A 12820-nucleotide genomic window follows, 5' to 3' on the forward strand; every position below is an offset into this window, starting at 1 on the left:
CATCCTGCCTAGACGTCATTCCTAATCGGTCTGATCTGATCACATGTTCGATAGACCGATCCAACCGGCCAAAATCCGACATATGACGCAAATCTCACCACCAGCTGATTTGTTTACAAGTTTGGTGACATAGTGCTCTCATTCCTGTTGACGACCTTTTTCCTCCGCTACGCTCGTCGCTCGTCGCCCGCAATGTTCGCGATCACCTGACGATCCGCGCGGGCCATTCCCCCAGCTAAGGAGACTCCATGAGACGCCTATTCCTGGGCCGGCCGCTCGTGGTGAGCGTCGTAGCCGCATTGGCACTCACGGCATGCGGCGGCGCCGAAACCAATACGACGACGCCCGATACCGCCAATAACGGACTGGAAAAATCCACACTTACGGTCGGCATTGTCGCCGTTCCCGACTCGGCCCCGATTCAGATCGCGATCGACAAGGGTTTCTTCAAAGCCGAGGGCCTGACCGTATCTGCCTCGGTGGAGACGGGCGGCGCCACCGCCACGCCGAAGCTGGTCGCGGGCCAGCTTGACGCGATGCTCGGCAACTATGTCTCGCTCTTCTCCGCGCAGGAAAAGGGTGTGGGCAAGTTCAAGGTGGTGGCCGACAGTTACCAGGCCGCGCCGGACAACTTCGTGCTGATGGCCAACGGCGACAACGCCGAGATCTCCTCCCCCGCCGACCTGGCCGGCAAGAAGATCGCGGTCAACACGCTGAACGGCATCGGCACCCTGGCCGTGACCGCCACCGCCAAGGTGGCCGGGGTGACCATCGACCCCAAGCAGTTCGTCCCGATGCCGCTGCCGGACATGGGCGCCGCGCTGAAGAACGGCACGGTGGACGTGATTTGGGTGGCCGAACCGTTCATTTCGGCCAACGCCCGGGACGGCGCCAAGAAGATCGCCGACAGCATGAGCGGCCCGATGGCCGACTTCCCGATCGCCGGTTGGGTGATGAGCGACGACTTCGTCGCCAAGAACCCCAACACGGTGGCCGCCTTCCAGCGCGCGCTGGCCAAGGCCCAGCAGCTGGCCGCCTCCGACCGTAAGGCGATCGAGGAGGTGCTGCCGAAGTACACCAAGATCGACGCGGCCACCGCCGCCGTCATCGCCCTCGGCGTGTACTCCACCACGCTCAGCGAGGCCCGCCTCCAGCGGGTCGCCGACACCATGAAGGAGTACGGCTACCTGCAGGCCGGCTTCGACGTGAAGTCCCTGCTGCACGCCCCCGCCGCGGGGTGACGTGTCCAGACTGACCGGCTCGACAGTGCTCCGTGGCGTCGCCGGCGTCACGGGGCTACTTGTCGTTCTGGAGGCCGCGGGCAGGACCGGTCTCCTCGACACCACATACCTTCCCCTTGCCTCCACCGTGCTGGCCAGGGCCGGCGAGCTCGCCGTGGACCCCGAGTTCCTCGCCGACGCGGGGGCCAGTGTGGAGGCCTGGTTCTGGGCGCTGGCCCTGACCGTGGCCCTGGCCGTCCCCGCGGGCCTGCTGCTCGGCGTGGCCCGCCCCGCCGAGGTGGCGGTCCGGCCGCTCGTCGAGTTCCTCAGGCCGATCCCCTCGGTGGCGCTGATCCCGCTGGCCATCCTGCTCTTCCAGGACCAGATGCACATGCGCATGTCGGTCGCGGTGTACGCGGCCACCTGGCCGGTCCTGATCAACACCATCTACGGCGTGCGGGACGTGGACCCGCTGGCCAAGGAGACCCTGCGCAGTTTCGGTTTCGGCCCGGCCGCCGTGGTGCTCCGGGTGGTGCTGCCCAGCGCGGCGCCGTTCATCGCCCTCGGGGTACGGCTGGCCGCCTCGGTCGCCATCATCCTGGTGGTCACCGCCGAGGTGGTGGCCGGCGGCACGGGCGGTGTCGGGGTCTTCATCAACCGGGCGGGCAGCGGCAACCGGGTGGACCAGATGATGGCCGCCACCGCCTGGGTGGGCCTGTTCGGCATCGCCGTCAACGCCCTCCTGGTCGGCGCCGAGAAGCGCCTCTTCCGCTGGCACCACACCCGTACGGCAGGCGTCTCATGAGCCGCAGGATCGGCCGGGCCGTCACCGGCCTCTGGATCATTCCGGTCGTCCTGATCGCCTGGGAGGCGGCCACCAGAACCGCCGCGCAGCCGTACTTCCCGGCGCCGAGCGCGATCGCGGTGCGCGTCCAGGAGCTCTGGTTCTCCGGGCCGCTCAGCCGGGCGCTGCTGACCGACGACGCGATCGACGCGTTCGCGCCCAGCCTCGGGCGGCTGTTCGCCGGCTGGCTGCTGGCCAGCGCGGCCGGCATCCTGCTCGGCATGGCGATCGGGCGGTCGGCGCGGCTGGCCGACTACCTGGACCCGATGCTGCAGTTCGGCCGGGCCATCCCGCCCCCGCTGCTGGTGCCCATCTTCTTCGCGCTCTTCCAGATCGGCACCGCCACCCAGCTGGCCATCATCGTGTTCGGCGTGATCTGGCCGGTGCTGCTGAACACGGCCGACGGCTGCCGCACCGTGGACCGGCAGTACCTGGAGACCGCGCGGGTCTTCGGGTTCTCCCGGGCCGACCTGCTCTGGCGGGTGGTGCTCCCGGCCGCGCTCCCGAAAATCTTCGCGGGCCTGCGGCTCAGCCTCTCGCTGGCGCTGATCCTGATGGTCGTCTCCGAGCTGGTCGGCAGCACCAGCGGCATCGGGTACGGCCTGCTCACCGCCCAGCAGAACTTCCTGTTCGTCGACGTGTGGGCGTACATCGTCCTGCTCGGCGTGCTGGGGTTCCTGCTGAACGCCTCGTTCCTCGCGCTGGAGAGCCGGATCCTGTCCTGGCATCAGCGTGCCAAGCGGACAATCTAGGGACCTCCCGTGCTTGAGTTAGTCGATCTGTCCCACAGTTACGGCTCCTACCGGGCCATCGACAAGGTCAACCTGACCGTCGCGCAGGGCGAGGTGGTCTGCGTCGTCGGTCCCTCCGGCTGCGGCAAGTCCACCCTGCTGCGGTCCATCGCCGGCCTGATCAAACCCACCGGCGGCAGGGTGCTGCTGGACGGCCGCCCGGTGCGGAGCACGCCGGACAACCTGGCCGTGGTCTTCCAGGACTACAGCCGCTCGCTCTACCCGTGGCTGTCCGCGCTGGCCAACGTGAGCCTGCCGCTGCGCCGCAAGGGGCTGGACCGGCGGGCCAGGGAGGACGCGGCGATGGCGGCGCTCACCGAGGTGGGGCTCGCCGCGGCGGCCGGCAAGTACCCGTGGGAGATGTCCGGCGGCATGCAGCAGCGGGTGTCCATCGCCCGGGCGCTGGCCTACCGGCCCTCGCTGCTGCTCATGGACGAGCCGTTCGGCTCGGTGGACGCGCAGACCAGGGAGGAGCTGGAAGACCTGGTGCTCCGGGTTTGCGCGCACCACGGCATGACCATCCTGCTGATCACCCACGACGTGGACGAGAGCGTCTACGTCGGGGACCGGGTGGTCGTGCTGAGCAAGGCGCCCGGCCACGTGGTGGGCGACCTGCCGGTCGACCTGCCCGGCCCGCGCGACCAGATCCGCACCCGGGAACTCGACGCCTTCGTCCGGCTCCGCGCGGAGGTGGGGCGCATGGTCCGGGGGCGTCACAACAACCATGAACTGGAGACCATGTGACCCACGTCGAGAACCCCGCCGACCCGGTCTGGGACGCCATCTACGGCATCTCGCGGTTCGCCGCACTGGCCACCATGGCCGAGCTCGGCTTCGCCGACCAGCTGCGGGACGGGCCGCTCAGCGCCGACCAGCTGGCGCAGCGCTGCGGCGCCCACCCGCTCTCGGTCCGCCGGGTCCTGCGCGAGCTGGCCTCCATGGGGTTCGTGCGGAGCGTGCCGGAGGGGTACGCGGTGACCGAATCCGGGCTGACCCTCGCCGACGACTCCCCCGGCTCGGTGCGCTCGGCGATCCGGCTGGTCCGCGAGGAGGCGTACTGGTACGGCATGGGCACCCTGCCGGAGACGGTGCGCACCGGGCGGTCGTCCTTCACCGAGCGGTACGGCCCCGTCTACCGGTACCTGGCCGACCGGCCGGACACCGCCGCGCTCTTCGACGACTACATGGCGGTACGCGCGGTCCCGTTCGCCGACGGCCTGGCCGCCGGGTACGACTTCACCGGCGTGCGCAAGGTGGTGGACGTGGGCGGCGGCCGGGGGCAGATCCTGGGCGCGCTGCTCAACGCGTACCCGGAGATGACCGGGGTGCTCTTCGACCTGGACCGGGTGATCCCGTCCGGGCGGGCCGCGATGACCGCGGCGGGGCTGGCCGGCCGGTGCGAGTTCGTGGTGGGCGACTTCTTCGCCGGGCTGCCCGCCGGGGCGGATGTGTACGTGCTGGCCAACGTCATCCACAACTGGAACGACGACGACTCGGTCCGCATCCTGCGCAACGTCAGGACGGCCATGACGGCCGACGGCCGGGTGCTGATCCTGGAGATCGTGCTGTCCGACGACGACTCGCCGCACCTGGGCAAGGACGGCGACATGCGGATGCTCGCCCTGACCGGGGAGGGCATGGAGCGCACCCGGGCGGAGTACCAGACGCTGCTGGAGAAGAGCGGCCTGACCACGGCCCGGATCGTGGAGCTCCCCGGCTGGGCGAGCGTCATCGAAGCGGTTCCTATTTAAAGGAAAAATCCCGATAAATCGGGATCGGGGACGGGCCGTCCCGGCTAGCGTTGCCAGCCGGGGACGGCCACCCGCATGGTGAGCGCGTGCTCCACCAGCGTGATGAGCGTGTTCTTCACCGACTCCCTGGATCGGGCGTCGGTCCGCACCACCGGGATGTGCGGGGAGAGCGTCAGCGCCTCCCGGAGCTCCTGCTCCCCGTGCGGGTACTCCCCGTCGAAGCCGTTCACCCCGATCACGAAGGGCAGCTGCGCCTCCTCGAAGTAGTCGACCGCGGGGAAGCTGTCGGCCAGCCGCCGGGTGTCCACCAGCACCACCGCGCCGATGGCACCCCGCACCAGGTCATCCCACATGAACCAGAAACGGTGCTGGCCGGGCGTGCCGAACAGGTACAGGATCAGGTCCTGGTCCAGCGACACCCGGCCGAAGTCCATCGCCACCGTGGTGGTGGTCTTGTGCGGGGTCAGGCCGACATCGTCAATACCGGCGGAGGCGTCGGTCATCACCGCCTCGGTGGTGAGCGGCACGATCTCCGACACCGCCCCCACGAAGGTCGTCTTGCCGACCCCGAACCCGCCGGCAACGACGATCTTCGTCGAGGTCAGGCCACGGCCGGCGCCAATCGCGCCCGCGCCGGGGTTAAAGCCGTCGAAGTCCACTTAGAACCCTTTCCAACAAGCCCAAGTCCGGCTTACCCGCGTCCAGCTGCGGCTGGTGCACGTGCACCAGCCCCTCCGCCGCCATGTCGGCGATCACCACCCGCGCCACCCCGAGCGGCATGCGCAGCATGGCGGAGATCTCCGCGACCGAGCGCACCTGCCGGCAGAGCGAACTGATCGCCTGTCGCTCCGGGGGCATCGTGGAGATGTCGACGTGCGTCGTGGTCGCTGAGGAGACCAGCGCCTCCATGGCAAGCTGCATCCGCGGAGCCGTCCGGCCCCCGGTTACCGCGTACGGCCGTACCAGCGAGCTGGGTTCCGCCGGGGGCTCGCCTGTCCAGCCGCCTGCCACCGCGTCCTCCTAATGTCGATCAACGGGGATGCGAGGATTGGAGCTCCGCCCGCACCGCGGGCGTGAGCACCTGACCCGCGCGCTCGACCAGCAGCGTCATCTGGTACGCCACCAGCCCCATGTCACAGTCGGCCGCGGCCAGCACGGCAAGGCAGGAGCCGTCGCTGATCGACATGATCAGCAACAGCCCACGCTGCATCTCGACCACCGTCTGGGTGACCGGGCCGCCCTCGAACACCCGGGACGCCCCCTGGGTCAGACTGATCAGACCGGCGGCCACCGCCGCCAGCTGGTCAGCCCGGTCCTTCGGAAAGCCCTCGGAGAAGGCCAGCGGAAGGCCGTCCGCCGACACCACCACCGTGTGGGCCACACCTGGAACGTTGTTCACAAAATCCGTGATCAGCCAATTGACGCCGCGTGCGGCCTGGCTCATTTCCCTCATGCCTCATCCTTATCGCTCTCAGGGCCGCCCTTGACGGCCCCGGGCCATCCTTGCTCCTCGCTGATGTCCCCGCGGGCCACCGCGCGGCCCTGCCGGATGCCCTGCTGGAAGCTGGCCAACCGGCTGCGCACCCGATCGGGCGAGAGCGGCGGCATCGGGGGAACCGACGGCGGCAGAGCCCCTGTCGGAGCCCCGGGGGCCATGCCCATGGGGGCGCTCGCGGCGGTCTGCGCCGCGGGAGTGGGCGAGGAATCCGCCGAGCCGGGCACCAAGTTGGCCTTGGGTACCCGCTTCGGCAGACCCGAGGAGGTCATCCCGCCGAGCGAGGGCTCGGCCGCTGCCTGTGCGGCCTGCCAGCCCGCGTCCGCCGGGGACGACCAGACCTTGGTCTTGGCATCCGGTGCGGCGCCCTCGGTGTTGGCGTCGGCACCGGACTCCTCGGTGCCCGGCGTGGCCCGGCGGAACCAGTCGGACTCCACCGCCGCGAAGATCGGGAGGAACTCGTCGATCTCCTCCAGCGGTGAGCTGCGGACCACCGGCAGCGGGCCGGTGTTGTCCGCGTCCGGCTCGAACGGGCCGCGCAGCGGCCGTCCGGGCCAGCTGCCGCCGTCGGGCGGAGCCGGGGTGGGGGTGCCGGGCCAGGTCGAGCTGCCGGGCGGGGGCAGCTGCCCCGGCCACGGCGTGTCAACGGGAGAACCGTTGTTGAAGGGGGTGGGAGCGAAAGAACCGGTGTTGAAGGCACCGGAGTCGAACGGCGTCGGTCCGGTCGTGGTCCCGAAAGTCGTGTTCCCCGGGTTGGTGAAGGCGCCGGAGTCGAACGGACTCCGGCCCGCCGGGTCGAACGGGTCGCGCGCCGGTGGGGCGGGGTCGAACGGATTCCGGTCGGGGACGGGGTCGAAGGGGTTGCGCCCGCCCTGCGGCGGGTCGAACGGGTTCCGTGCGGACCCGAACGGGTTGGTGTGGGGCCCGGTGTCGAACGGCCCGCGGGCACCGCTGTCGAACGGGCCACGCTCCGCCGCGCTCTGCGGGCCGGTCCGCTCCAGCGGCTCGAACCTGCCGGTCCGCTGCCACGGCTCCGGCGCCCCCACGCCGGGCGCGTCCGCGCCGAAGACCGGAGACCGCCCGGCGGTGTCGAACGGGTTCGCCTGCGGATTCTCGTACGCCGTCGGGCTGGCCAGCGCGGGCTGCCCGAAGGCGGGCGCCGGGGGCAGGCCGAACGGCTGCGGGCCGGTGGGCAGCGCCTGCTGTGGCGGCATCCCGGCGAAGGCCGCGGGGGCCTGCGAGAGCAGCGCCTCCGGCAGCAGCACCATCGCGGTGAGGCCGCCCACGTCCTGCTGGCGCAGCTGCACCCGGATGCCGTGGCGCAGGGCCAGCCGGCCGACCACGAACAGACCCATGCGGCGGGACACCGACACGTCCACCACCGGCGGGTTGGCCAGCCGCCAGTTGGCCTGGCCCAACTCCTCGGCGGTCATGCCGATGCCGACGTCGCTGACGGAGATCATCAGACCGCCGCCGTCGATGCGGTTGCTGGAGACGGTGACCTTGGTCTCCCTGGGCGAGAACGAGATGGCGTTCTCCACCAGCTCGGCGACCAGGTGCACGACGTCGTTGACGGACTGGCCGACCACCGACACCCCGGACTGGACCTGGATGTTGACCCGCTCGTAGTTCTCCACCTCGGAGAGCGAGGCGCGGACCACGTCCACCACCGGGACCGGCTGACCCCACCGGCGGGCGGGTTCCTGGCCGGCCAGCACCAGCAGGTTCTCGGAGTTGCGACGCATGCGGGTGGCCAGGTGGTCCAGCTTGAACAGGTTGCCGAGCCGCTGCTCGTCCTGCTCGCCCTGCTCCAGACCCTCGATGAGGGACAGCTGCCGCTCCACCAGCGTCTGGGTACGGCGGGACAGGTTGACGAACATCGAGTTGACGTTGCTACGCAGCTTGGCCTCGTCGCCCGCCAGCCGGATCGCCTCGCGGTGGACCTCGTCGAAGGCCCGGGCCACTTCCCCGATCTCGTCGCTGGTGGTGACACCGATCGGAAGCACCTCGGGGGCATCGGCGTTCTCGCCGGACTCGCGGAGCTTCTGCACCTGGTCGGGCAGCCGGGATCCGGCGATCTCCAGGGCCTCCCGGCGCAGCCGGCGCAGCGGCCGGGTGAGCGAACTCGCCACCAGGGCGGTGATGGCCAGGACCACGGCCAGCAGGACCAGGATCAGCACGCCGGAGACGATGGCGCTGCGCTGCTCGGCGTCCTGGAGGGCCTGGCTCTCGGCGACCACCTGGGCGCCGAGCTTCTTCTCCACCTCGCGCATCAGGTCGATGCTGGCGCTGGTGGAGTCGAACCAGCGGCGCACGTCGTTGGTGGTGGTGCGGTCGAGGTCCTGGATGGCCTTGAACTCGCGGAACTGGGCCAGCGCGGAGGAGCGGAGCTGGTGGGCGCGCTCCACCATGAGGCCGCGCACCGTGCGCTTGTACAGCAGGGCGGCCTCCGGCGAGGCCTCCCGCTGGAAGGTGGCCAGGTCGGTGTCCTGGCCCTTCACGGCGTTGAGGAAGTCGGACAGGTCGTCGTAGTCGAGCTTGCGCTCGGTCAGCGCGACGGTGAGGATGCCCCGGCTTCTGGCCAGGTTCTCCTTGGACCGGTTGAGCGCGGACAGCGCGATGCTGTCGCCGAACAGCCGCTCGTCGGAGGTGTTGCGGCCCAGGTCCTCGTGGAGGGTGCTCAGGTCGCTGATCATCCGGGTGTACATGCCGAGCGCGGCTCGGGCGGGCACCTGGCTTTCGATCGACTCGATGATGCCCTCGCGCAGACCGGTCAGGCCCTGGAGCCAGCCGGTGATGCGCCTGGCCTGGGCCAGCACACGTGCGGGCTGCGCCTCGTCCAGGGACTGGAGGGCGGTCAGCACCCGGCCGCGCGGCTGGTCGACCTTGTCCTGCTGCTCCTGAACCTTGGAGAAGCGGGCCGGTCGCTGCCGGTCGGCGATGAACCAGGCGGTGAGGTCGCGTTCCATGGCGAGCTCATGGGTGAGCTCGTCCAGGTCGGCGACGAGCTGGGCGACCTGGGTGAGCCGGCGGTACTCGGTGGACGTGCTGATCGACTCGGTGAGCTGAACACCGGCGAACAGCACGCCGACCACCGTCGGCAGGAGGATCAGGGCCACCAGGCGGGATCGCACCCGCCAGTTTCCCAGCCGCATAAACGCAGCGCGGGAGCCGGAGGAAGGTTCGGGAGCGGTGAGCTCCGGCATGCTTCCCTGCGCTCGGCCACCTCGCGGGTCGTGCGTTGTCACTGGCTCGTAAACCTCTCGCCTGTCACGCGTGTGCCTTCTGTGGCATCAGAAATTGGAACACACCATTACCAGATCGGCGAATCACACATGATGCACTAATCCGGACTTCTGGCGTGTTATTACTTGGCTGCGACCTTCTCGATCACGTCGGCGGCGACCCGCAGGCCGTCCCGGCGCCGGATTTCCGCGCCCGCCGCGGCCAGCCGCTCGCGCAGCTCGGTGTCGCCCAGCAGACGGTCCAGGGCCGCGTACAGCTCCTCGTCGGTGAACTTGTAGGTGTCCAGGCGCACGCCGTAGCCGGTCTCCTGCACGCGCTGGGCGTTGTCGTACTGGTCCCAGAACAGGGGCAGGACGATCATCGGCTTGCCGAAGTGCAGCGCCTCGGTGGTGGTGTTGTTGCCACCGTGCGTGATGACCAGGTCCACCAGCGGGATGATCTTGGTCTGCGGTACGAACTCGGCGCCCCACATGTTGGGGGCCAGCTCGATCTCCTCGTGCAGCGGGCCCTTGGAGACGATGTACTGGTGCGGGGTCTTGGCCAAGGCGCCGATCACCCGGCGCATCAGCTCCACGTCGGCCGAGCCCAGCGAGCCCAGCGAGAAGTAGATCAGCGCCTCGCCGTTGCGCTCGAACGGCAGGGTGAAGTCCTCGTCGGTCTCCCGCACCGAGGAGTCCAGGCGGGTCCAGGTGGAGTTGAGCGGGCGCTCGGCCGTGTAGTCGACGATCTCGGGGAAGACGTACAGGTTGGCGTCGCCCTCGTGGATGAAGTCCAGGTCGGGCAGCGGCGGGGCGCCCTGCTCGATCACCCACTCGTTGAAGGCGGTCCAGATCTCGCGGTGGGTGCGGTCGTACTCGTCCCGGAACTCCGCCCAGCCGGTGCCGTCGGCGGGCAGGCCGGAGAAGACCGGGGCCACGCCCTCGCCGCGCATCTCCAGCGGGTTGCAGGACATGATGCGCACGAACGGCACCCCGGCGGTCACCAGCGCCGGGAAGGCGATCACGTTGTCCTCGACGATGACGTCCGGCTTGACCCGCTCGATGATCTGCTTGAGCTGCGGCTCGCAGTACTTGGCGCCGTCGATCAGGGCATCCCAGATGGGCTTGGTCACCGTCTCCAGCTGTACCTGGGTGGACTTGCGGTACTCGGGCGCGGTGTCCCGGATGAAGTCCTTCCAGAACTGGCCGGCGTCCTGCTCCTCCGCGTCCTGCGCGGGCTCGGCCAGGTCGACCAGGTCCTCCTCGAACCCGAGGGCGGTCAGCTTGCCCTTCCAGGACGCCTCCGCCGCGAACACCACCCGGTGCCCACGGCGGCGCAGCACGTCCCCGATGCCGATGCAGTTGTTGGTGGGCCCGTAGGCGCTCTCCGGCATGAATAGCACGGTGAGCGGCTGCTCAACCATCGTCCTTCTCCCGATTAAAAGATCTTCTACGGCTGGTGTGGCGAGCGGCGGGCGCCGAGGCGCCCGCCGGGGGATGGGGGGTGCGGGCGGCGCGTCACTCCGCGGGCGCGGCCTGGAGTTCGAGGGAGAGCTTGGTGTACTTGGCGTTGTCCGCCGTCCCGAGGTCGATGATGGACTCGCCCTGGAGCAGGTCGGCCGGGGTCATCTGCATCGGGGCGTTGGCATCGATCAGCGCCTTGTCCACCTGGTCCATGGCCGCCTTGTTCGGGACCTTGTAGAGGATGTTGGCGGCCACCCAGCCGTGCGTGGCCGGGTCCAGGATGTAGTTGATGAAGGCGTGCGCCGCCTCCTTGTTCTTGGAGGACTTCAGGATCACCATGGTGTCCGCCCAGAGGTCGCTGCCCTCGGTCGGGATGGAGAACTTGATGTTCTTCTCGGTGGTCGGGCACCAGCCGTCCCAGGCCTCCACCATGACCGCCTCGCCGGACTTCAGACGGTCACCGAAGGTGGTGTCGTCGAAGGCCAGCATGGTCTTCTTGGCCTGCAGCAGCAGTTCCTTGGCCTCGGCCAGGTCGGCGTCGCTGGTGGTGTTGATGGACTTGCCGAGCAGCTTCAGGGCGGGCAGCGCCAGCCAGCGCTCGGTGGTCATCAGGGTGATCTTGCCGCGGTAGGCGGCCTCCGGCTGCAGGATGGCCTTCCAGCTCTTCGGCTCCTCCTTCACCAGGTCCGACCGGTAGCAGATCCCGGTGGTGCCCCAGGTGTACGGAATCGAGTAGGCGTTGCCCTTGTCGTAGGACAGGTTGGCGGCCTCGGGGTAGAGGTTGGCCATGTTCGGGATCAGCTCGGGGTGGATCGGCTCGAGCAGCCCGGCCTCGTTGAGGGCCTGGGCGTACTGGCCGGACACGAAGGCGACGTCAAGGCCGGAGTCCACGCCCGTGGTGAGCTTGGCCATGGCCTCTTCGTTGGTGGCGTGCAGCGCTCGCGTGAGCGTGAAACCGAGCTTGCTCTTGACCTTCTCGGGCAGGTCCTCCGGGCTGTAGCCGTCCCAGATGGTGATGTTCAGGCTCTGCTTGGTCAGATCAGCATTCGGGTCGAGCTGGGCCGTCGAGGCGCTGGGCGCCGCCTCGCCAGGGGCGTCGGTGCTGCCCGCACCGCATGCCGCGAGGGCGAGGACAAGGCCGGCCGCGGTGACGGCAGCCGGCAGATGACGGGTGTACCGGATACGGGACACGACCGCTACTCCTTCTTATTGCCTTGATGCCTGCGAGCAGCAGACCAAAGAGGGAGTGTTGCAGCCCATATCAAGATAGATCAAGACTTTTCAGGACATTGTTAGCTGGACGTTTGCGCCTTGATTTGAATCCGGATTCAGTTCACATCTCGGTCCACTTTGCGAACTAGGACATATCAGGACAAATCACCATTTAATGATCTTTTGTAGGGCAAAGCGAAGGGCCACATGCCGCTGCGGCACATGGCCCCGCGACCCTCGGCCGCCCGGCGCCGTCGCCGTCAGAAGGGCCGCCCGTACGCCGACCGGACGGTCAGCACGTACTCCACCAACGTGATCAAAGCCGCCTTGACCGCCTCCCGGGACCGGGCGTCGGTACGGATCACCGGGATGGTCACCGACAGCGACAGCGCCTCCCGCACATCGTCCTCGGAGTGCGGGAAGTGGCCGTCCCAGCCGTTCATCGCCACCACGAACGGAAGCTGGGCCTCCTCGAAGTAGTCGATGGCCGGGAAGCTGTCGGCCAGGCGGCGGCTGTCCACCAGCACCACCGCGCCGATGGCGCCGCGCACCAGGTCATCCCACATGAACCAGAAGCGGTGCTGGCCGGGCGTGCCGAACAGGTAGAGGATCAGATCCTGGTCCAGCGAGAGCCGGCCGAAGTCCATGGCCACCGTGGTGGTGGTCTTGTTCGGCGTCAGGCCGAGGTCGTCGATGCCGGTGCTGGCATCGGTCATCACCGCTTCGGTCGTCAGCGGAAGGATCTCCGAGACGGCACCGACGAAGGTCGTCTTGCCCACGCCGAATCCGCCCGCCACGACGATCTTCGTCGAGGTCAGG

At 69.0% G+C, this 12820-nt stretch carries 12 protein-coding genes; 5 read left to right on the top strand and 7 right to left on the bottom strand.

Going from position 1 to position 12820, the window contains the following annotated elements; genetic code table 11:
• The first annotated feature begins 248 nt into the window (after positions 1 to 248).
• Genes KIP79_RS18015 through KIP79_RS18035 form a run of 5 tightly spaced genes read left to right on the top strand, consistent with a single transcriptional unit; the run spans position 249 to position 4606 of the window.
• Positions 249 to 1241: an ABC transporter substrate-binding protein gene (locus KIP79_RS18015; RefSeq protein WP_214105990.1), complete on the top strand. Its 993-nt coding sequence runs from the start codon at positions 249 to 251 to the stop codon at positions 1239 to 1241.
• A gap of 1 nt (position 1242) precedes the next feature.
• Positions 1243 to 2025 carry an ABC transporter permease gene (locus tag KIP79_RS18020; RefSeq protein ID WP_308169769.1) on the top strand — a complete coding sequence of 261 codons (783 nt, stop codon included), beginning with the start codon at positions 1243 to 1245 and terminating at the stop codon, positions 2023 to 2025.
• Complete coding sequence (locus KIP79_RS18025; RefSeq protein WP_214105991.1) at positions 2022 to 2816, top strand: ABC transporter permease; 795 nt, start codon at positions 2022 to 2024, stop codon at positions 2814 to 2816. The genes KIP79_RS18020 and KIP79_RS18025 overlap by 4 nt, the downstream gene beginning before the upstream one ends.
• Before the next feature lie 9 nt (positions 2817 to 2825).
• Positions 2826 to 3599, top strand: coding sequence for an ABC transporter ATP-binding protein (locus KIP79_RS18030; RefSeq protein WP_214105992.1), 774 nt, complete (start codon positions 2826 to 2828; stop codon positions 3597 to 3599).
• On the top strand, positions 3596 to 4606 hold the full coding sequence (locus tag KIP79_RS18035) for a methyltransferase (RefSeq protein ID WP_308169770.1): 1011 nt from the start codon (positions 3596 to 3598) through the stop codon (positions 4604 to 4606). Before KIP79_RS18030 ends, KIP79_RS18035 begins: the two co-directional genes overlap by 4 nt.
• 44 nt (positions 4607 to 4650) lie before the next feature.
• Here the strand turns inward: KIP79_RS18035 and KIP79_RS18040 are convergent, their stop codons facing one another.
• The 7 genes from KIP79_RS18040 to KIP79_RS18070 form a co-directional block, all read right to left on the bottom strand.
• Positions 4651 to 5211: a GTP-binding protein gene (locus KIP79_RS18040; protein ID WP_214106106.1), complete on the bottom strand. Its 561-nt coding sequence runs from the start codon at positions 5209 to 5211 to the stop codon at positions 4651 to 4653.
• A gap of 34 nt (positions 5212 to 5245) precedes the next feature.
• Positions 5246 to 5617, bottom strand: coding sequence for a DUF742 domain-containing protein (locus KIP79_RS18045; protein WP_214105993.1), 372 nt, complete (start codon positions 5615 to 5617; stop codon positions 5246 to 5248).
• Between the two features lie 19 nt (positions 5618 to 5636).
• Entirely contained in the window at positions 5637 to 6059 is a 423-nt protein-coding gene (locus KIP79_RS18050) for a roadblock/LC7 domain-containing protein (RefSeq protein WP_250213403.1), read from the bottom strand.
• Complete coding sequence (locus KIP79_RS18055; RefSeq protein WP_214105994.1) at positions 6056 to 9256, bottom strand: nitrate- and nitrite sensing domain-containing protein; 3201 nt, start codon at positions 9254 to 9256, stop codon at positions 6056 to 6058. The genes KIP79_RS18050 and KIP79_RS18055 overlap by 4 nt, the downstream gene beginning before the upstream one ends.
• A gap of 212 nt (positions 9257 to 9468) precedes the next feature.
• On the bottom strand, positions 9469 to 10749 hold the full coding sequence (locus KIP79_RS18060) for a glycosyltransferase (RefSeq protein WP_214105995.1): 1281 nt from the start codon (positions 10747 to 10749) through the stop codon (positions 9469 to 9471).
• A 94-nt stretch (positions 10750 to 10843) separates the two neighbouring features.
• On the bottom strand, positions 10844 to 11980 hold the full coding sequence (locus KIP79_RS18065; RefSeq protein ID WP_214105996.1) for a polyamine ABC transporter substrate-binding protein: 1137 nt from the start codon (positions 11978 to 11980) through the stop codon (positions 10844 to 10846).
• Between the two features lie 281 nt (positions 11981 to 12261).
• Positions 12262 to 12819, bottom strand: a complete 558-nt coding sequence (locus KIP79_RS18070) for a GTP-binding protein (protein ID WP_250213432.1) — start codon at positions 12817 to 12819, stop codon at positions 12262 to 12264.
• Between the last annotated feature and the right edge of the window lies 1 nt (position 12820).

The organism is Acrocarpospora catenulata, assembly GCF_018476525.1.
Lineage (GTDB): Bacteria > Actinomycetota > Actinomycetes > Streptosporangiales > Streptosporangiaceae > Acrocarpospora > Acrocarpospora catenulata.

Coding starts and splice junctions, on each gene's coding strand:
- KIP79_RS18015 (WP_214105990.1), top strand. CDS start 249: ATGAGACGCCTATTCCTGGGCCGGCCGCTCGTGGTGAGCGTCGTAGCC.
- KIP79_RS18025 (WP_214105991.1), top strand. CDS start 2,022: ATGAGCCGCAGGATCGGCCGGGCCGTCACCGGCCTCTGGATCATTCCG.
- KIP79_RS18050 (WP_250213403.1), bottom strand. CDS start 6,059: ATGAGGGAAATGAGCCAGGCCGCACGCGGCGTCAATTGGCTGATCACG.
- KIP79_RS18055 (WP_214105994.1), bottom strand. CDS start 9,256: ATGCGGCTGGGAAACTGGCGGGTGCGATCCCGCCTGGTGGCCCTGATC.
- KIP79_RS18060 (WP_214105995.1), bottom strand. CDS start 10,749: ATGGTTGAGCAGCCGCTCACCGTGCTATTCATGCCGGAGAGCGCCTAC.